The 17993-nt window shown below is 67.1% G+C and carries 19 protein-coding genes; 11 read left to right on the plus strand and 8 right to left on the minus strand.

Going from position 1 to position 17993, the window contains the following annotated elements; all coding sequences use genetic code 11:
- The first annotated feature begins 38 nt into the window (after positions 1–38).
- The 3 genes from AC1DYX_RS05525 (at position 39) to AC1DYX_RS05535 (ending at position 2084) form a co-directional block, all read left to right on the plus strand.
- On the plus strand, positions 39–659 hold the full coding sequence (locus AC1DYX_RS05525; protein ID WP_477257102.1) for a LysE/ArgO family amino acid transporter: 621 nt from the start codon (positions 39–41) through the stop codon (positions 657–659).
- A gap of 249 nt (positions 660–908) precedes the next feature.
- Positions 909–1541: a phasin family protein gene (locus tag AC1DYX_RS05530; protein WP_477257104.1), complete on the plus strand. Its 633-nt coding sequence runs from the start codon at positions 909–911 to the stop codon at positions 1539–1541.
- Positions 1542–1601: 60 nt separating this feature from the next.
- The gene (locus AC1DYX_RS05535) at positions 1602–2084 is read left to right on the plus strand and encodes a hypothetical protein (protein ID WP_477257106.1); all 483 of its coding nucleotides are present in this window, start codon (positions 1602–1604) and stop codon (positions 2082–2084) included.
- A gap of 31 nt (positions 2085–2115) precedes the next feature.
- On the opposite strand, the gene AC1DYX_RS05540 is transcribed toward AC1DYX_RS05535, so the two are convergent.
- Complete coding sequence (locus AC1DYX_RS05540) at positions 2116–3132, minus strand: XdhC family protein (RefSeq protein WP_477257108.1); 1017 nt, start codon at positions 3130–3132, stop codon at positions 2116–2118.
- A gap of 251 nt (positions 3133–3383) precedes the next feature.
- Here AC1DYX_RS05540 and AC1DYX_RS05545 point away from each other — a divergent pair, with 251 nt between their 5' ends.
- A complete protein-coding gene (locus AC1DYX_RS05545; RefSeq protein WP_477257110.1) occupies positions 3384–4436 on the plus strand; it encodes an NAD(P)H-dependent flavin oxidoreductase in 1053 nt (350 codons plus the stop codon).
- Positions 4437–4543: 107 nt separating this feature from the next.
- On the opposite strand, the gene AC1DYX_RS05550 is transcribed toward AC1DYX_RS05545, so the two are convergent.
- The gene (locus AC1DYX_RS05550; RefSeq protein ID WP_477257112.1) at positions 4544–4975 is read right to left on the minus strand and encodes a DUF7684 family protein; all 432 of its coding nucleotides are present in this window, start codon (positions 4973–4975) and stop codon (positions 4544–4546) included.
- Positions 4976–5120: 145 nt separating this feature from the next.
- Between AC1DYX_RS05550 and AC1DYX_RS05555 the strand changes: the two genes are divergently transcribed.
- Positions 5121–5897 carry a glutaminyl-peptide cyclotransferase gene (locus AC1DYX_RS05555; protein ID WP_477257114.1) on the plus strand — a complete coding sequence of 259 codons (777 nt, stop codon included), beginning with the start codon at positions 5121–5123 and terminating at the stop codon, positions 5895–5897.
- A gap of 121 nt (positions 5898–6018) precedes the next feature.
- On the opposite strand, the gene AC1DYX_RS05560 is transcribed toward AC1DYX_RS05555, so the two are convergent.
- The 3 genes from AC1DYX_RS05560 to AC1DYX_RS05570 all read right to left on the minus strand — a co-directional run bounded on the left by AC1DYX_RS05560 (position 6019) and on the right by AC1DYX_RS05570 (position 8918).
- Complete coding sequence (locus tag AC1DYX_RS05560) at positions 6019–7038, minus strand: zinc-dependent alcohol dehydrogenase family protein (protein ID WP_477257116.1); 1020 nt, start codon at positions 7036–7038, stop codon at positions 6019–6021.
- Between the two features lie 81 nt (positions 7039–7119).
- A complete protein-coding gene (locus AC1DYX_RS05565) occupies positions 7120–7584 on the minus strand; it encodes a DUF2269 family protein (RefSeq protein WP_477257118.1) in 465 nt (154 codons plus the stop codon).
- Positions 7566–8918, minus strand: coding sequence for an SDR family oxidoreductase (locus AC1DYX_RS05570; RefSeq protein ID WP_477257120.1), 1353 nt, complete (start codon positions 8916–8918; stop codon positions 7566–7568). Before AC1DYX_RS05570 ends, AC1DYX_RS05565 begins: the two co-directional genes overlap by 19 nt.
- A 41-nt stretch (positions 8919–8959) precedes the next feature.
- Between AC1DYX_RS05570 and AC1DYX_RS05575 the strand changes: the two genes are divergently transcribed.
- Positions 8960–9427 carry a hypothetical protein gene (locus AC1DYX_RS05575; protein WP_477257122.1) on the plus strand — a complete coding sequence of 156 codons (468 nt, stop codon included), beginning with the start codon at positions 8960–8962 and terminating at the stop codon, positions 9425–9427.
- A 52-nt stretch (positions 9428–9479) separates the two neighbouring features.
- Here the strand turns inward: AC1DYX_RS05575 and AC1DYX_RS05580 are convergent, their stop codons facing one another.
- From AC1DYX_RS05580 to AC1DYX_RS05590, 3 genes are all read right to left on the minus strand, one after another.
- Entirely contained in the window at positions 9480–10124 is a 645-nt protein-coding gene (locus tag AC1DYX_RS05580) for a glutathione S-transferase family protein (RefSeq protein ID WP_477257124.1), read from the minus strand.
- Between the two features lie 92 nt (positions 10125–10216).
- Complete coding sequence (locus tag AC1DYX_RS05585; RefSeq protein ID WP_477257126.1) at positions 10217–12703, minus strand: TonB-dependent receptor plug domain-containing protein; 2487 nt, start codon at positions 12701–12703, stop codon at positions 10217–10219.
- Positions 12704–12907: 204 nt separating this feature from the next.
- Complete coding sequence (locus AC1DYX_RS05590; protein ID WP_477257128.1) at positions 12908–13843, minus strand: DUF808 domain-containing protein; 936 nt, start codon at positions 13841–13843, stop codon at positions 12908–12910.
- 199 nt (positions 13844–14042) lie between these two features.
- Between AC1DYX_RS05590 and AC1DYX_RS05595 the strand changes: the two genes are divergently transcribed.
- The 5 genes from AC1DYX_RS05595 to AC1DYX_RS05615 all read left to right on the plus strand — a co-directional run.
- The gene (locus tag AC1DYX_RS05595; protein ID WP_477257130.1) at positions 14043–14252 is read left to right on the plus strand and encodes a BrnA antitoxin family protein; all 210 of its coding nucleotides are present in this window, start codon (positions 14043–14045) and stop codon (positions 14250–14252) included.
- 130 nt (positions 14253–14382) lie between these two features.
- The gene (locus tag AC1DYX_RS05600; protein ID WP_036239618.1) at positions 14383–14667 is read left to right on the plus strand and encodes an HU family DNA-binding protein; all 285 of its coding nucleotides are present in this window, start codon (positions 14383–14385) and stop codon (positions 14665–14667) included.
- Positions 14668–14906: 239 nt separating this feature from the next.
- Positions 14907–15542, plus strand: a complete 636-nt coding sequence (locus AC1DYX_RS05605) for a LysE family transporter (protein WP_477257133.1) — start codon at positions 14907–14909, stop codon at positions 15540–15542.
- Between the two features lie 122 nt (positions 15543–15664).
- Positions 15665–17755, plus strand: coding sequence for a DUF6600 domain-containing protein (locus tag AC1DYX_RS05610; RefSeq protein ID WP_477257135.1), 2091 nt, complete (start codon positions 15665–15667; stop codon positions 17753–17755).
- Between the two features lie 86 nt (positions 17756–17841).
- Positions 17842–17993 (plus strand): DUF493 family protein (locus AC1DYX_RS05615; protein WP_477257137.1); only part of this gene is annotated, 152 nt, incomplete at its 3' end.

A 17993-nucleotide genomic window follows, 5' to 3' on the forward strand; every position in this document is an offset into this window, starting at 1 on the left:
CGGGCATGCTGCTCCGCAACATATCAAACGAGGGCATCATGTTTTCACAACCGATTTTTCTTCAAGGCTTGGGCATGGGCGCCAGCCTGATCATGCCGATCGGCGCCCAGAACGCCCACGTGATCCGCACCGGCGTGGCCGGCCGCCACGTCGTGCTGACGGTCGCCACCTGCGTCCTGATCGACGCCGCCCTGATCGCGCTGGGCATGTCCGGCTTCGGCGCGCTGATCGAGCATTCGCCGCTTCTGCTGCTGGCCGCGCGCTGGGGCGGCGCGGCCTTTTTGCTGTGGTATGGGTGGCGTTGCGTGACAAGCTGCTGGCGCGGCGCGTCGGCACCGGACGCCGGCGACACGGGCCAGGCCACGGTGACGGCGCAGCGCGCGCTGGGCATCGTGCTGGCGATGTCGCTGCTGAATCCGCACGTCTATCTGGATACCGTCGTGCTGCTGGGGGCGGTCGGCAGCAGTCTCGCGGCCGGGCACCGCGTGTCGTTCGCGGCCGGGGCGATGACGGCGTCGCTGCTGTGGTTTTCCGCGCTGGGTCTGGGGGCGCGGCGCTGCGCGTTCGTCCTTGCGCGTCCCGCCGTGTGGCGCGGCGTCGAGGGTGTTACGGGCACGACGATGCTCGTGCTGGCCGCGCTGCTGCTGCTCGACGCTTAAGCAGGTCTGGCAAACCCATGGCTACCGGATGCAGCCTTTCATTGCCAGTTCCCAACGTACAAAAATACTTCCGCAAACAGACCGCATATGCAGCGAAAAGAGCGCATAGTGTAAGACCGATATCCATCTTCCGTAATCGTCTTCCTTCCAGACAGCGTTTGCTGCTCTGCCATGCCCACCCGGCATGTCCCGCAATGCCCTTGTGGCGCGCCCGTTTTCCCAATCGTTCTCATTTTATGAAGGTGCCCCATGCATCCATTCCCTCAATCCGTTATTCCCGCCGTCTACTCGCAACTCAATGCCCAGGCCGCATTTTTCAACGAGCTTCCGCTTGCCGTCTCGCGCTCCTTTCAACAGGCCTGCTGGCTGAATATGCAGCTGGGCCAGACCCTGATCGAGGAAGCCTTCCTGGTCGGCCTCTACATGGTGCCCACCAAGCGTGCGACAGCAACGCTATCGTCCGCCGCGTCGCGCATCCAACCCACCGCCGAAAAGCCGCGTGCTGACCAGCAGTGTCTCTCCCAACCGACCGCCGACGCCCAGGTCGACCTGCCGCGCGTGACCGAACAGCATGTGCAGGCGTCATCCCATACCGCCTGTACGCTGGCGGACGAGGTCGCCGCCGCCGCCGCCGAACAAACGAACAGGAGCATCCGCGAGCAGGAGGGGATCGTGAAGGTTTTTCGCGATCCGTTCGAGCAGGACGCCACGCACGGCGGCAAGGAAGACATCGAATACGAGAACGATCTGCAAAGCGACGGTATCGATGCCCATGTTCGCGTACAGGCCGATGGGCCAGCCGGTATCATCAGCGTCGCGGGCTACATGCAGGGCAACCCGGCCAGGCGACCGGTCGACAAGAACCCCAACCATATGCACTGATCCTGCTTCCTCGAGGTGTAGCTGTTCAGGATAAAACCATGGACGACCAGCAGGCCGTCCATGCGTATGGCGTTTTTACACAGCCTGGGCCCAGAAACGGGCATACAATTTGAAACGCCCAGACCGAAATGCTTTCGTCTATTTGAAGTTTGGCCGGACAACGATCCAATGCGAATACTCACGATAATCCAATCCATTCTTGCCACCGCCTTCATATTGTTCGGTTTGGTGACTCTCTTTGGCATCGGGATTACCGGCCTACTGTTCCTGGTGCCGGGCGCAGTCTTCGCGGCTACTGCCGCACTCACGCAAGATAAGTCCCGCGGTGGAATGGCGGTGGCATTGACAGCCGACGTCGCTCTTGCTTATGTGGCAGCGCGCAAGCTCGAGTCGCTGCTTACCGCCGAAGCGACATACATCAAGCTTCATCACGTTGGAACGTTTGACTACCTGGTTCCCGCCGCTGTGCTGGTGCTCGTTGGTATCGGCGCCCTTGCGGTGGTCATGGACTGGCGCACTGTGCGAAACGTCTCGTGGTTTTAGCAGTGTATTTTGTTCGTTGGCGCCATGGTCTTCAAGCCGCCAACGGCCCAGCCGGCACCTCACTGGCCCGCGCCTTGCCCTGTTCGACCGACATCTGCGCCGGCAGCGCAACCCCATTCTTGACGGCCGTCAGCTCGGCGAGGATGGAGACGGCGATTTCGTACGGCGTCTTGCTGCCGATATACAGCCCGATCGGACCATGCAGCTTCGCGATCTGCGCCTCGCTGAGGTCGAACTCGCGCAGGCGCTCGCGCCGCCGCGCATTGTTGGCGCGCGAGCCGATGGCGCCGACATAGAAGGCGTCCGTCCTGAGCGCTTCCATCAGCGCGAGGTCGTCCAGCTTGGGGTCGTGGGTGAGGGCGATGACGGCGCTGCGGCTGTCCAGCTTCATGTCGAGCACGACGTCGTCCGGCATCGCGTGCACGACGGTCACGCCGGACAGGCTCCAACTGCTGCGGTATTCCTCGCGCGGGTCGCAGACGGTCACCTGGTATTCCAGGCCGACGGCGATCTGGGTCAGGAATTGCGACAGCTGGCCTGCGCCGATGATCAGCATGCGCAGGCGCGGGCCGTGGATCGTGACGAGCGTCTCGCCGTCCATGCGCAGTTGCTGGTCCGCCTCGCCTTGCGCCAGTTCGACCGCGCCCGTGGCGAGATCCAGCGTGCGCCGGGTCAGCACACGGCGCTGGGCCAGGGCCAGCAGCTCGTCCATGCGGCTGTGCGGTCCGAGCGGCTCGACGACGAGCTGGATCGTGCCGCCGCACGGCAGACCGAAGCGGTGTGCCTCGTCGGCCGAGATGCCGTAGGTGATGACTTCCGGCGCCGCGCGCACGATGCCATGTTCGCGCACGGCCGCGATCAGGTCGTCCTCGATGCAGCCGCCCGAGACGGAACCGACGACCACGCCGTCGGCGCGGATCGCCATCGTGGCGCCTTCCGGACGCGGGCTCGATCCCCACGTCCGCACCACGGTCACGTACTCGCAGCGCCAGCCGGCCCGCAGCCACTGGTCGCAGGCGTGCAGCACTTCGAGGTCGATACTGTCCATTGCCATCCTTTCTGTCGCGGTGCGCTCGTTGCTCAATGATAATTCAGGCACCCGCCGATCAACGAATGCTAACGCAAAAACAGACAAGACGACGGCCGGCTTACCCCGCCCRCATGCCGCGGCGCGGCGTCAATACGTGCGAAACTCGGGGCCGGTCATTGATATAAACTGTTTATGCCGTTCTTGTGCGCCGCACGCGCCCGCGCCGGCGGGGCTATACTCGTCGGACTGCGACCCGTTTGGAGACGACCATGACACCAGACCTGCTGTCCCTGCTTCGCCTCGATCTTCCCATCATCCAGGCCCCGATGGCCGGCGTCTCGACGGCGGCGCTGGCGGCGGCCGTGTCCGGAGCGGGCGGGCTCGGCTCGATTTGCGTCGGCGCCGCCGACGCCGCGCAGGGCCGCGCCGCCATCGCCGACGTGCGCCGCCTGACCGACCGGCCGTTCAACGTCAACGTGTTCTGCCACCGTCCCGCGCAGGCCGACGCCGCGCGCGAAGCGGCCTGGCTGGACTATCTCGCGCCGCACTTCGCCGCCAGCGGCGCCCGGCCCCCGGCGGCCCTGCGCGAAATCTATCGAAGCTTCGTCGACGACGATGCCATGCTGGACATGCTGCTGGAGGCGCGTCCGGCCGTCGTCAGCTTTCATTTCGGCTTGCCGGATGCGGGCCGCATCCAGGCCTTGAAGGATGCCGGCATCGTGTTGCTGGCCAGCGCGACGTCGGTCGCGGAAGCGCGCCAGGTGGAGGCGGCCGGCATCGACGCCGTCGTCGCGCAGGGCTACGAGGCCGGCGGCCACCGCGGGCTGTTCGAACCGGAGCGCGGCGATCCGGCCATCGGCACGTTCGCGCTGACACAACTGGTGGCGCACGCCGTGCGCATCCCGGTGATCGCGGCCGGCGGCATCATGGACGGCGCCGGCATCGCCGCCGCGCTGCGCCTGGGCGCCGGCGCCGTCCAGATGGGCACCGCGTTCATCCTGTGTCCGGAGTCGTCCGCCACGCCGCACCACCGCGCGCTGATGCAGGCAGGGGAGGGCGTCATCACGGCCGTGACGGACGTCGTGTCCGGCCGTCCGGCGCGCGGCCTCGTGAACCGCCTGTTCAGCGAGATCGGCGCGCCCGGCCATCCGCCGCTGCCGGATTATCCGATCGCCTACGATGCCGCGAAGGCGCTGAACGCCGCCGCCACGAAGGCCGGCAACCGGGACTTCACGGTCAACTGGGCCGGCCAGGGATTTCCGCTGGCGCGCGCGCTGCCGGCGGCGGAACTGGTGCGCCTGCTGGGCGAGGAGCTGGCGTGAATCTGTAGGGTGGGCTCCCCGAGCCCACCAAGCGCGTGCGGTCTGCGAACGTTTGGTGGGCACGCTTCATTTGGGGCCACCGGCCCAAATGCCCACCCTACATGCGTTCAGGCGTCCGCGTACGCGGTCTCGATCTCTTCCTTGCGCGGCGTGGGCGCGATGTGCACGATGAGTACCGCGTCGAGCGACAGCGCCGGATGCGCGGCGCGGTGCCTGGCGAACCAGAACACCTCGTCCACGTCCTCGTCGGCCGGATCGTGCGCGGCGGTCAGCACCCGGCGGTCGTCGGGGACGTCTTCGTAGTCGACGGCTTCCAGCGCCGCGTCGTCGACGGCCTCGGTCCAGGCCTCGGCATCCTTGCCCCAGGCCTGTACGTAGCGCGCGCCGGACGCCACGAGCCAGCGCGCCACGTCCCACGACCACATCTCGGCCACCTCGTCCTCGGCCAGCACGATGGCGAGAAACGGGGGACGATTGCCCAGTTCGGGCAGGTCGGCGTCGGGCGGCAGGTGCAGATAGGTCAGCGTCTTTTTTTGCATGGCGGTCGGCGATGGTGTGAAGCCGCCAGCTTACACCGGCCGGCGCGACCCTGCATCCCGTGYATGGTCCAGGTCAACCGGCCGGCCCGGTCTGCGTTACCATGCCATAGCGCCGGGGTCGCCCGGCCGTGAACCGTGGAGTCCCATGAAAATCTTTGCTTCCCTCGTTTTCGCCGCCGCTTCGGTCGCCGTTGCCGGTGCCGCCCAGGCGGCCATCCCCGTGTACGGCTTCTTCGTCAAGAACACGTATCCGCATGACCCGCAGGCCTTTACGCAGGGCCTGTTCTTCAGGGATGGCCAGCTGTACGAGACCACCGGCAGGCAGGGCCGTTCGTCGCTGCGCAAGGTCGACCTGAAGACCGGTAAAGTCCTGCAGAAGAAGGACCTGGCCGACGAATACTTCGGCGAAGGCTCGACGGCCGTCGGCGACACCATCGTCAACCTGACGTGGCAATCGAACGTCGGCTTCCTGTTCGACGCGAAGACGTTCGCGCTGAAGGGCCGCTTCAACTACAAGGGCGAAGGCTGGGGCCTGGCCAGCGACGCGAAGCACGTCTACATGAGCGACGGCTCGAACGAGATCCGCATCCTCGACCCGAAAACCCTCGACGAGCAACGCCGCATCAGCGTGACGGCGGCGGGCAAGCCGATCACGCGGCTCAACGAACTGGAGGTCGTCGACGGCCAGATCTTCGCCAACGTCTGGGGCACGGATGTCATCGCGCGCATCGATCCGGCCAGCGGCAACGTCGTCGGCTGGATCGACTGCTCGGGCTTGCTGCCGCCGGACCGGCGCGAGACGACGGATCCGGATGCCGTCCTGAACGGCATCGCGTGGGAGCCGAAGCAGCACAAGCTGTACGTGACCGGGAAGCTGTGGCCGAAGCTGTTCGAGATCGAGCTGGTGCCCATCCAAAAATAACGTTCGCGTCGCACCGGCATCCGCGTGGGCACCGGGGTGCCCACCCTACAACTGTTCGAGATCGAGATAAAGTAGAGTGGGCACCCCGTGCCCACGCGTAACGTTCGCGTCACGTCGGCATTTACGACGTTACGGAGATGACGACCTTGCCGAAATGCGACCCGGACGCCATGTGCCGGTACGCCTCCTGCGCCTGGTCGAACGTAAACACGCGGTCGACGACGGGCTGCAGGCCGGTCGCATCGGCAAAGCGCACGACCTTTTCCAGCATCGCGCGGCTGCCGACGAAGATGCCGACGAGGCGTTTGGCGCCGGCCAGCAGGGTGGCCGGATTGACGTCGCCGCCGAAGCCGCTGACGCCGCCGATGATCGCAATGCTGCCGCCCATCGCGCTTGATGCGATCGAGCGGTTGACCGTTCCCTGGCCRCCGACTTCCAGCACGACGTGCGCCCCCACGCCGTTCGTCACGCGCAGCACTTCCTCCTGCCATTCCGGCGTCGTGCGGTAGTTGATGACGTGGCGCGCGCCCAGTTCGCGCGCACGCTGCAGCTTGGCGTCGCTGGACGACGTGATGATCGCGTTCAGGCCGGCCGCGCGGGCGAGCTGCAGGCCGAGGATGCTGACGCCGCCCGTCCCCAGCAGCAGGACCGTGTCGCCGGGACGGACGGCATTGCTCGATTCGAAGATGGCATTCCACGCCGTCACGCCGGCGCAGGGCAGGGTGGCCGCGTCGACGAAGGTCATCCCGTCCGGGATTTTCACGAGGGCGTCCTCGTCCAGCACGACTTCTTCCGCGAGCATGCCGTCGATGTCGCCGCCGAGCGCGTGGCGGATCTTGTCCGGGCCCGTCGGGCCGTCGTGCCAGTACGGGAAGAACGAGGCAGCCACGCGGTCGCCGGGTTGCAGGCGCGTGACGCCGGGGCCGGTCGCGACGACCTCGCCGGCGCCGTCCGAGCAGGGGATGATGGGGTCGTCGACGGTGACGAGGTAGTTGCCGCTGGCAACCATCAGGTCGCGGTAGTTCAGCGACACGGCATGCACGCGCACGCGCACCTCGCCATTGCCCAGTTCACGGTGAGGAAAATCCACGCACTGCAGCCCGTCGATACCGTCGCCGGGTAAGATCTGGTAAGCCCGCATCGCTGTCCTCCATCGGTTGGTCGGCCGCCCACGCGGGGCGGGACGATATTGTCGCAGCAAGTCATGCAGGGACGGCGCACTTCACATCGGCTTGGCGACCATGAACCAGAAGATGAACACGAACGCGATGAACGCCGGTATGCCGAGCGCCACCCACGTCCGGAAGTATGTCCAGTACCGCGGCGGCAGGTCGGTGCCGGCGCGCGCGGCGTCCGCGGCGATGTCGCGCAGGCGCATCTGCAGCCACACGACGGGCAGCCAGCAGGCGCCCGCCATGACGTACAGCGCCAGCGACCACATGATCCAGCGGCTGTGCAGCGGATAGCCGGCCAGGTGCACCATGTAGAAACCCGTGGCGGGCTGGACGACGGCCGTGGTGGCCGTGAACAGCCAGTCCGCGATCACGACGTATTTGCTGACGACGGCGATCGCGCGCACGTCGCGGCTCACGTTCGCGAACAGCATGTACCAGRCCGACCCGATGCCCGTGCCGAACAAGAAGGTCGACGACAGGATGTGCAGCCATTTCACGACGACGTAGTCCATGACTTGTCTTCTTTCTCGAGTTCGTACAATAGCCAGATGGCGGCCAGCATCGGCAGGTTCTTGGTCAGCGGGCCGTATGGATGGATCAGAAATTCGGGCAGCCGGAAGGCGATCACGATCGTATAAAAGCCGATCAGTGCCAGTTGCACCAGCCATAGCCAGCGGCGCCGGCGTAGGAACAGCGTGCCCAGGCCCAGCAACAGGTCGAACACCGCCGCGCCGTACAGCATCAGCGGCCGCAGGGGTTCCGGGATGCCGCTGCGCGCCAGCAGTTCATAACTGTCGGCGGCCGGATAGAGGAAGGCGGAGACGATGGCGGTGGCGATCCACACGAGCGCGATGGCCAGGCGCAGCACGGGCAGCAGCCAGTCGAGTTTTGCGCGCGCGCGCTCGGCGCCGGGGTCGACGACGAACGAGGCGATCGGACGGGCGGGGCGGCCCAGCAGGCGCATCGTGGGGCCGGGATCGGCCGCATTGCCCCGGTCGAGCATGCGCAATGCATCCGGGTCGAGCAGGGCGCCGGGCAGCCAGCCGCCCACGCGCGCGAGCAGTCGCGCCACGCCGCCCGGCAGCGGCAGCACGCGCAGCCTGTTCATGCCCATCGCGCGGCGCAGGGTGGCGAGGTAGTCCACGAACGGCAAGGCCTGCGGGCCGACGAGGGCGATGCGGCGCACGGTTCCCCTCATTTGGCCATCCTTGGGCGGCGCGTCGGTCTTTTCGAAATACAGCCGCTGGCGCAGCAGGGTGACGATGGCGGCCACGACGTCGTCCACGTGGATCGGCTGCACCTGCTGCGGCGCATCGCCCAGGCGCACGGTGAACGGCAGCGACGCCATCGCCTTGAACACGCGCGCGCTGGCGCCGTCCGCGCCGTAGACGAGCGACGGCTGCACGATGACGGCGCGGATCGGCAGGGTGGCGAGATAGTCGTCGGCCGCCTTCTTCGACTGGTGGTAGGCGGTGTCGGCCTGCTCGTCGGCGCCGAGCGCGGACAGTTGCACGACCATGTACACGTCGTCCGATTCGGCGCAGGCGGCGAACAGCGCGCATGGGGCGAGGGTGTGCAGGTTCGCGAACGTCTGCGTGCCGCGCTCGCGGAAGATGCCGACCGTGTTGACGACGGCTTCCACCCCGGAAAGGCGCGCCAGCCACGTGGATTTATCGGTATCGTTGGCGAAGTCGGCCTGGATCGTCGTCAGGCGCGGATGATCGGGCAGCGCGCCCCGGCGTCCGGGATGCCGCACCGCGCACACGACGTCATGGCCTTCCGCCAGCAGCGCATGCAGCAGGTGTTGTCCGATGAATCCGCTGGCGCCGGTAAGCAGGATCCGCATGATCTCCCTTCTTTCGACGACACGGCATACAAGAGGCTCTCATGGAATCATGGAACACGGCATTCAGGCGCGGCCTCGTCGGCGGCGCCACCTCCAGCCTGCTGTCGACCGCCGCGCTGGCCCTGCTCGGCCGGCGCGAAGCCGGCAGTCCGTATGCGCCCACCAACGCCGTCAGCCACTGGATCTGGGGCGACGAGGCGCTGCGCGATGGGGCGCCAACCTTGCGCCACACGGTGCCCGGCTACCTGATCCACCACGGCAGCGCGATGTTCTGGTCGGTGCTGTTCGAGCGCCTGTGCGGCCGCCTGCTCGACCGCAAGGAGACGGCCACCACGCTCGGCGTGGGCACCGCCGCGGCGGCCGTGGCCTGCTTCGTCGACTACCAGCTCACGCCCCGGCGCCTCCAGCCCGGCTTCGAGACCCATTTGTCGCGGCCGTCGCTGGCCGTGGTCTATGGCGCGTTCGGGGTCGGGCTGGCCGTCGGCGCGATGCTGTGCCGGCGTTCATGATCCCGGCACCAGTCTAAGCGAGCCGGCGAAAACGTGCCGGCCGCGAGGTGTTTCAGGGATGGGGCGCGTTGACGGCCAGCTGCGCTGCGAACGCCCGCTGGTAGGCGGGCCGCGCCTCGCCGCGGGCGACGTAGGCGGCCAGGATCGGAAACTCGTCCAGGATGCCGGACGGCCGTAGCCTGAGCAGCACCGACACCATCATGAGGTCGCCCGCGCTGAAGTCGCCGTCGAGCCAGTCGGCATCGCCCAGGCGCGTCGACAATTGCCGCATGCGGTCGCGCACGCGCTCCTCGACGAGCGGAATGCGTTCCTTGCTCCACGGCTTGTCGCCCTCGAAGATCCTGGCCGTGACCAGTTCGAGGATGGGTGGCTCGACGGTGTTGAGCGCGGCGAATATCCACGTGACGGCACGCGCCCGGGCGTGTTCGTCGTCCGGCAACAGGCCCTGGTTGCGCTGGGCGATGTGCAGGACGATGGCGCCCGTCTCGAACAGGACCAGACCGTTTTCTTCATAGGTCGGGATCTGGCCGAACGGGTGCAGCGCGAGATGCGCGGGTTCCTTCATCGCACGGAACGACACGAGGCGGACGTCGTAAGGCAGGCCCGCTTCTTCCAGCGCCCAGCGCACGCGCGTATCGCGCGCCAGGCCCTTGCCGCCGTCGGGGGATCGTTCGAACGCGGTGATGGTGATGGTCATGGCCCTGGCTCCGTAGGGTGGGCACCCCTGTGCCCACGCGTGACGTTTGCGGTTTGTTGGCGTTACGCGTGGGCACGGGGTGCCCACCCTACTTAAAAGCTGTACGTCGCACGCGCATACACGTAGCGGCCATTGTTGCCGAACGGCGTGTAGTTCGAGAACGGCGTATTGCTGGTCGTGTTCAGCGCCGGCGGCAGCGTTTCCGAGTACTGGTCGAACACGTTGTCCGCGCCCAGCGCCAGGGTCAGCTGGCGGTTGAACGTGTAACGGGCTTCCAGGTCGACGATCGTGTGCGGGTTCAGCGTGAAGTCGAAGGCCGGCGTCGTGCCCGGCGACAGCACCTTGCCGTAGCGGGTGGCGCGGGCCGTCATGCCCCACTGGTCCAGCTTCCAGTTGGCGCTCGCCGTGATCTTGTTCTTCGGCTGGCCCTGTTCCAGGGTCAGCACGTTCACGCGGTCGAACAGCACCGGCGCCGGATTCAGCGCGGCCAGCTGGGCGGTGGTCGGGACCCTGGTCACCYCCGTGCGATTGAAATTGCCGGCCAGCGTGAAGTCGAAGCGGCCGGCGGCGCCCGCGTTCCATGGCATGCTCGCCACGATGTCGACACCTTCCGTCTTCGTGTCGACGCCGTTGATGAAGAAGCGGCCGCCGCCGACGCCGGTGAAGCCCTGCGACACGATGTAGTTGCGCACCGCGGCCGACAGCAGGTTTTCCGACAGCACGATGCGGTCGCGCACGTTGATGCGGTAGGCGTCGACCGTCAGGCTGACGGGGGCCAGGCGCACCACGGCACCGAGCGAGAAGTTGGTCGACTTTTCGGCCTTCAGCGGCTTGGCGCCCAGCGCGACGGCGACCGGATCGTTCGGCGTGAACGTCGTGATCTCGTACGGGATGCCGTTGACGAAGTTGGTCGACGTCGACGTGAAGCTCTGCTGCTGCAGCGACGGCGCGCGGAAGCCGTTCTGCACCGAGCCGCGCAGGGCGAAGTTCTTCGTGAAGTCGAAGCGGCCCGCCAGCTTGCCCGACAGGTTGCTGCCGAAGTCGTTGTAGTGTTCCTCGCGCACGGCGGCGGAGGCGAGCAGCTGGTCGGTGATGTTCGCTTCGACGTCGACGAACACGCCGATCGCGGTGCGCGACCGATTCGATGCGTTGGCGGGACGGAAGCCCGGGAACACCTGCGCGCCCGACGCGGCCGGGACGCCGCTCGGCAGGATCACGCCGCCGTTGCGCCAGGAATCCGGCTCGCCCGCGTGCAGCTGATAGCCTTCGCGCCGCGCTTCCGTGCCTACCGCCACGTTCAGCGGCGATGCGAGTCCACCGACGTCGAACTTGCGCACGCCGGTCAGGTTATACACGAGCTGGTTGTACGAGAAGCCGCCGGCATCGAACGACGTCTTGCTGGTCGGGCCGATCGAGGCGTTCAGCGTATTCTGGATGTCGTAGTTCATGCCGTTCTGGCCGTACACGAGCGACGTGTCCATGTCCCACTCGCCCAGGGACCAGCTCATGCCGGCGGCGGCGCTGAAGTCCTCGACGGTCGGAGCGATGATCGGCAGGAAGCCGTTCGGGTAGATGCTCTGCACGTTGCGGCTGTCCTGCGGCATGCGGAAGTAGCCGGCCGAGCGCGCGTCGCGCAGCTGGTAGCTGCTCCAGCCATAGACTTTCACGTCGGGCGTCAGGTTGCTGCCGGCGTTGACGAACACCGTCTTCTGCTGCATTTCCGGATCGCCGTACCACGCGTCGAAGCGGTTGATGGTCAGCTCGCGCGGGTCGTAGGCACCGTTCACCTTCGCGTACAGCTGGCGCATGTCGTAGCCGCTGCGCTCCGTGTGTTCCTGGTTCTTGTATTCGGCCGCGATGGTGATGAAGCCCGAGTCACCCAGCGGCAGGCCTTTCCAGGCGCTGACGGTGGTGGTCTGGCCGTCCGTGCGCTTGCGCGTATTCGGGCCGGTCCAGGCGGCGCCGGCCGGGGCCATGTCGTTCAGCAGGTCGTATTCGGTGACGTGGGCGCCGTAAGTGACGGTGCCTTCGCCGCCCGTGCGGTCCGTGCGCAGGCGCACGTTGACGACGCCCGCGATTGCATCGGAGCCGTATTGCGCGGCCGCGCCGTCGCGCAGCACCTCGATGTTCTTCACCATCGCCGACGGGATCGTGTTCAGGTCGACGGCGGCCGAGCCGCGGCCGATCGAGCCGTTCAGGTTCACCAGCGACGAGGTGTGGCGGCGCTTGGAATTCACCAGCACCAGGCTCTGGTCCGGCGCCATGCCGCGCAGGGTGGCGGGACGGATGGTGTCGGTGCCGTCCGTCAGCGTGGGACGGGGGAAGTTCAGCGACGGCAGCGCCACCGACAGGGCCTGGTTCAGTTCGGTCGAACCCGTCGTCTTGAGGGTGTCGGCCGAGATGATGTCCACGGGGGAGGCAGTGTCGAGCGCGGTGCGGTTGGCCACGCGGGTACCGGTCACGACGACGGTGGCGGTGCCGCCGGCGGACGCCGTGTCCTGGGCCAGGGCGGGAACGGCGAACAGCGCGGCGATGGAGAGGGCGAGTACGGTTTTTTCCGGCACAAAACGTTGTTGCATAAGTGGATCCTTATCCTTTGTCCTTGGCCCGCCGGGGCGGACGGGGTGTGCGATACAACGGTGTTGGGTTTGCCTGCTGGCAAACTCGTCCGATACTGATGCGGGCTGAATAACATTGTCAATTCGCACAAACCGCATCGATGTGTGGATGCAACAGTTGCCCGGACCTGGTGCGGCGATGCACCATGGCCCCGTGCGACAGCGTCAGTGCTTGCGGCCGCGCAGCCGCTGCATGAGCATCACCACCAGCAACACGGCCGCGCCGACGACGATACCGGCCACGGCATCGACCAAGGCCGGCGCCACGGCCGCCAGCACGCCGCCCACGGCCGGCACCTCCGCCACGGCCGCGGCGGCGCTTTCCGTCAGGTGGTGCAAGGGCCCGAACGCATGGCCGATGATGCCGCCGCCSACCAKGAACATCGCCGCCGTGCCGAGGACCGACAAGGCTCTCATCAGGCGTGGCGCGGCCGCCAGCAACAGGTTGCCGACGGCGCGCGCGGCGCCGCTGTTGCGGCGGCTCAGGTACAGCCCGGCGTCGTCGATCTTGACGATGCCCGCCACAATGCCGTAGACCCCGATCGTCATGCCGACCGCCACCGCGACCAGCGCCGCCACCTGGGCGCCGAACGACGCGCCCTGTGCCGTGACGACGCCCAGCGCGATCACAATGATTTCCGCCGACAAAATAAAATCCGTGCGGATGGCACCCTTGATCTTGTCCTGCTCGACCACGCGCATGTCGGCGTTCTCCGCCAGTGCCGTGGCGAGCTCCTCCTCGTGCGCGGCATCCTCGGCGGCGCTGTGCAGGAATTTATGGGCCAGTTTTTCGAAGCCCTCGAAGCACAGGTAGGCGCCGCCCAGCATCAGCATCGGCGTGATCGCCTGCGGCAGGAAGGCGGAGATGGCGAGCGCGGCCGGCACGAGGATCGCCTTGTTGCGCAGCGAACCGACCGCCACCGCCCACACGACGGGCAGTTCGCGGTCGGCGTTCACGCCCGCCACCTGCTGGGCATTGAGCGCCAGGTCGTCGCCCAGCACACCGGCCGTCTTCTTGGCGGCCACCTTGCTCATCAGGGCCACGTCGTCGAGCACGGTGGCGATGTCGTCGATGAGTGCCAATAAACTTCCTGCTGCCATTTACCACTCCTTGATATCAAGATGGCCACATCTTAACCGACTCGGCCGGGGCGTCCGGTTTGCGGTTCAGGCGCAAATTTTGCATTTCAATCCCGAAAATCCGCATCTCGTCGCTTTTCCGTACAGACGGCACTGCCGCGTACGTATAGTCACAATATTGGCTGCGGTGCAGCAGCCTTTCGACCTGAAGGAGATGCCCATGAATCCGAACCTCGATCTGCCGACCGTTCCGCGCCGCCGCGCCCGTCCGCCAAAGCGCAAAACCCGCATCACCATCTATCTCGACGACGAGGTACTGGACGAATTCCGCTCCCGCGCCGAGCGTACCGGCACCGGTTACCAGACGCTGATCAACGCCGCGCTGCGCATGCGCCTGGCCAGCGGCGATGCCAATCCGGCCGCGGCTTGAGGTTTCGAATCTGCGCAAAAACGCAGAAACCCCGCCAATACAGGGCTTATGGCCTGAAAATGCGCTGTGAGACGATTACACAGAGCAATTAATTATGCTAATCTTCCGGCTCTTTCAACCCGGAGGATTTATGAAAAAAGGCGAACTGATCGCTGAATTTGCGAAGCGTACCGAGATGTCGGGCGCCGCTGCGAACGATGCAGTGAACACCATCATCGACATCATCACCGAGCGTCTGAAAAAAGGCGACACGGTGGGTATCACCGGCTTCGGCACGTTCTCGGTCACCAAGCGCGCTGCCCGCAAGGGCCGCAACCCGGCTACCGGCGAAGTGATCAAGATCGCTGCGTCGAAGACCCCGCGCTTCGCTGCCGGCGCCACCCTGAAGGCTGCCGTCAACCCGAAGAAGAAGTAAGAGGACATCTCGAAAAAGCGTCGCGAGCGGCAGCAGATTTGGTTGAGAAGCGCAGCTGTACGAGCAGTACAGCCGGTCCGCCGTAGCGGAGCATCGCAAGGCTAGGCGCCCCACCGAATCTGCAACGCGCAGCAGCTTTTTCGACGTGCCCGGCAGTACCTGCGGCTGGCCGCGGTCGTCCGGCATTCGCCGGCGCCGCGTGCCATGCCCGCTTCCCACCCTCCCCCTTTCTTTCTCCCATGAGCTTCGCCACCTGGATCGCCTTCGTCATCGCCGGCACCATCATCGCCATTTCGCCCGGCTCCGGCGCCATCCTGTCGATGTCCCATGGTCTCGCCTACGGCCTCAAAAAGGCCAGTGCCACCGTGCTGGGATTGCAGCTGGGCCTCGTACTGGTGCTGCTGATCGCCGGCGCCGGCGTCGGCTCGTTGCTGCTCGCCTCCGCGCCCGCATTCACCGTCGTCAAGGTCGTCGGCGCGCTGTACCTGATCTGGCTCGGCATCAGCCAGTGGCGCGCCCGCGCGGAAGCGGGCGGCGTGCCGACGGCCGGCCTGGCCGCGCACCCGACGTTCGGCCGCCGCGTCATGACCGGCTTCCTCACCAATGCGACGAATCCGAAAGGCATCATCTTCATGGTCGCCGTGCTGCCGCAATTCATCGCGCAGGACGCCCCCGTGCTGCCGCAGCTGGCCATCCTGGGCGTGACGATGGTCGCCATCGACACCACCGTGATGCACKGCTACGCCCTGCTGGCCTCGTCCATGCAGCGCTGGTTCCGCGATCCGCGCGCGGTCAGGATGCAGAACCGGTTCTTTGGCGCCGTGCTGATGGTCGTCGGTTCCCTGCTGTTCTTCGTCAAGCCGGCGCACAATTGACGGGCATCTGCGGAAACATTTCGCAACCATTTGTAATACGTGTCGTCTTTACGCATGCTCGTGCGTTGTAATGCAAACGACGCAGTCCGTTCAAAGAGACATGCTTACGCCCTGGAGACATCATGCTGCCGAACCGCCGCCTTGCGCACACCGCCGTCCTCCTCGCTTTTTCCACCCTGACGGCACTGGCCGCGGCGGCCGATCCGCCCGCGCGCGTGGGTCGGGTTGCGCTGGCCCAGGGCCAGGTCACCATCGGCAGCGACGTCGGCGCCGAGATGACGGCCGCCCAGGTCAACTGGCCCGTCACGTCCGGCAACACGATCAGCACGGCGCCGGGCAGCCGCACGGAGCTGCGCATCGGTTCCACGGCGATCCGCCTGGACGGCGATTCGTCGCTGGAAGTGCTGCAGCTGGACGACGAGGCCCTGCGCCTGCGCCTGCACTACGGCAGCGCCAGCGTGAGGATCGTCAATCCGGATGTGCTGGCCGGCTTCGAACTGGAAACCCCGGAGACGCGCGTGCGCCTGCAGCAGCCGGGCCGCGTGCGCGTCGATGCCGAGCGTGAACGCGACACGAGTGCCGTCACCGTGTTCGACGGCGCGGCCTTCGTCGAAGGCGGCGGTTCCCAGCTGACCGTGCGTGCCGGCAAGCGCGCGGAACTGGTCGACGACGGCGACGTGCGCACGCTCGCCGCCATGCGCGACGATTTCGACGAGTGGTCGTTCACGCGCGACCGTTACGAAGACAATGCCCAGTCGGCCCGCTACGTGACGAGCGAGATGACGGGATATGAAGACCTCGACCGCTACGGCAACTGGCGCGAGGATCCGGAATATGGGCCGCTGTGGATCCCGACCGTGTCCGCGACGTGGGTGCCGTACCGCGACGGCAGCTGGACGTGGCTCGACCCGTGGGGCTGGACCTGGGTCGACAATGCGCCGTGGGGCTATGCGCCGTTCCACTACGGCCGCTGGGTCCAGGTGCACAACCGCTGGGCCTGGGCACCGGGCCGCCACCACGAGCACCTCGTCTGGGCACCGGCCCTCGTCGGCTGGGTCGGCGGCGCCGGCTGGAACCTGACGTTCCACGACCGCAACCGCCCGCTGCCCGCCACCGGCTGGTATCCGCTGACGCCGCACGACCGCTACATCCCGACCTGGCACGCGCCGGACCAGCACCAGCGCTGGCTGAACGAACACGTGCGCGACAACCCGCGCCGTCCGCGCGACTACCGTCCGCAAGGCCTGACTGTCGTGCCGCAGGACCGCTTCGATCACCGGGGCCGCGTCAACGTCGCGCGCACGCCCATCGTGACCGCGCCGCCCGTGCTCGCGCAGAACGTCCAGGCCGGCACGCCCCCGGCCGCCCCGGCGCGGCCGGACTGGCAGAACCGGCCGAACCGCCCGGACCGGTTCGACCGCGACCATGACCGCGATGGCGATGGCGACGGCGTGCGGGACGGTGTCCAGCGCCCGGCCGGCATCGCCCGCCTGGAGGGCCGCGAGCGGCGCATCGGGACGGAGCGCCTCGAGCGCGATGGTTTCGCACGCCAGCGTCCGGGACAGGTGCTGACGGCGCCCCCGGTCGCCCAGGCGCCCGCGCCCGGTCTCGTGCCGCAGGCGGCGCCGGCGCAGGGCTTGCCGGTCACGAGTCCGACGCCGCACCTGCCGTCGCAACCGCTGAGCACCGTGACGAGCCCGACGCCGCACCAGTCGCCGCAGCCGCTGTCATCGGGCAGCCCGACGATCCAGCAGCCGCAGGCGATCCCGCCGGCCGGCGTGCCCGTGCCCGGCGGCTGGCACCGTGACCGGATCGAGCGTGACCGGATCGACCGGGGCGAGCGCCGCGAGGAAAGGCGCGAACAGCTGGAAGAATGGCGCCGCAACCGCCAGCCGGTGCAATCCGTCCAGCCGATCCAGTCGGTGCAGCCGCAACCGCARCCGCAGCCGCAGCCCATGATGGCGGCACCGGCGCCGCAACCACGCTTCGAGCGCCCGCAGCCGCGTTTCGAACGTCCGGAACCGCGGGTCGAGCGCACGGAGGCCCGCATCGAACGGCCGGCGCCGCCCCCGATGCCGGCGCCGCAGCCCGTGCAGGTTGCCCCGCCGGCCGTGCAGGCGGCCCCGCGGCCTGCACCAGCGCCTGCACCGGCGAAGGCGGAAGAGCGGCGCCAGCACGTCGACGAGCGCAGGCGCAACCAGCAGGAGCGTTGAAGCATTGCGCCGGGCGCTTTCCCGGCGCAATCGAACCGCAGCGGCTACAATGCGGTTTTGGTTTACACAGGAGCGAGGAGCGGTTTATGGATCCGAAAGATTCCCTCATCGAATACCCGAGCGATTTCCCGATCAAGGTGATGGGCCCGACGCACGACGAATTCGCCGCCACCATCATCGAAGTGGTCACGATCCACGACCCGACTTTCCATTCTGGCAAGATGGAAGTGCGGCCGTC

The sequence above is a fragment of the Massilia sp. P2_C2 genome (genome assembly GCF_056404615.1).

Coding starts and splice junctions, on each gene's coding strand:
- AC1DYX_RS05525 (WP_477257102.1), top strand. CDS start 39: ATGTTTTCACAACCGATTTTTCTTCAAGGCTTGGGCATGGGCGCCAGC.
- AC1DYX_RS05530 (WP_477257104.1), top strand. CDS start 909: ATGCATCCATTCCCTCAATCCGTTATTCCCGCCGTCTACTCGCAACTC.
- AC1DYX_RS05535 (WP_477257106.1), top strand. CDS start 1,602: ATGCGTATGGCGTTTTTACACAGCCTGGGCCCAGAAACGGGCATACAA.
- AC1DYX_RS05540 (WP_477257108.1), bottom strand. CDS start 3,132: ATGGACAGTATCGACCTCGAAGTGCTGCACGCCTGCGACCAGTGGCTG.
- AC1DYX_RS05545 (WP_477257110.1), top strand. CDS start 3,384: ATGACACCAGACCTGCTGTCCCTGCTTCGCCTCGATCTTCCCATCATC.
- AC1DYX_RS05550 (WP_477257112.1), bottom strand. CDS start 4,975: ATGCAAAAAAAGACGCTGACCTATCTGCACCTGCCGCCCGACGCCGAC.
- AC1DYX_RS05555 (WP_477257114.1), top strand. CDS start 5,121: ATGAAAATCTTTGCTTCCCTCGTTTTCGCCGCCGCTTCGGTCGCCGTT.
- AC1DYX_RS05570 (WP_477257120.1), bottom strand. CDS start 8,918: ATGCGGATCCTGCTTACCGGCGCCAGCGGATTCATCGGACAACACCTG.
- AC1DYX_RS05575 (WP_477257122.1), top strand. CDS start 8,960: ATGGAATCATGGAACACGGCATTCAGGCGCGGCCTCGTCGGCGGCGCC.
- AC1DYX_RS05580 (WP_477257124.1), bottom strand. CDS start 10,124: ATGACCATCACCATCACCGCGTTCGAACGATCCCCCGACGGCGGCAAG.
- AC1DYX_RS05595 (WP_477257130.1), top strand. CDS start 14,043: ATGAATCCGAACCTCGATCTGCCGACCGTTCCGCGCCGCCGCGCCCGT.
- AC1DYX_RS05600 (WP_036239618.1), top strand. CDS start 14,383: ATGAAAAAAGGCGAACTGATCGCTGAATTTGCGAAGCGTACCGAGATG.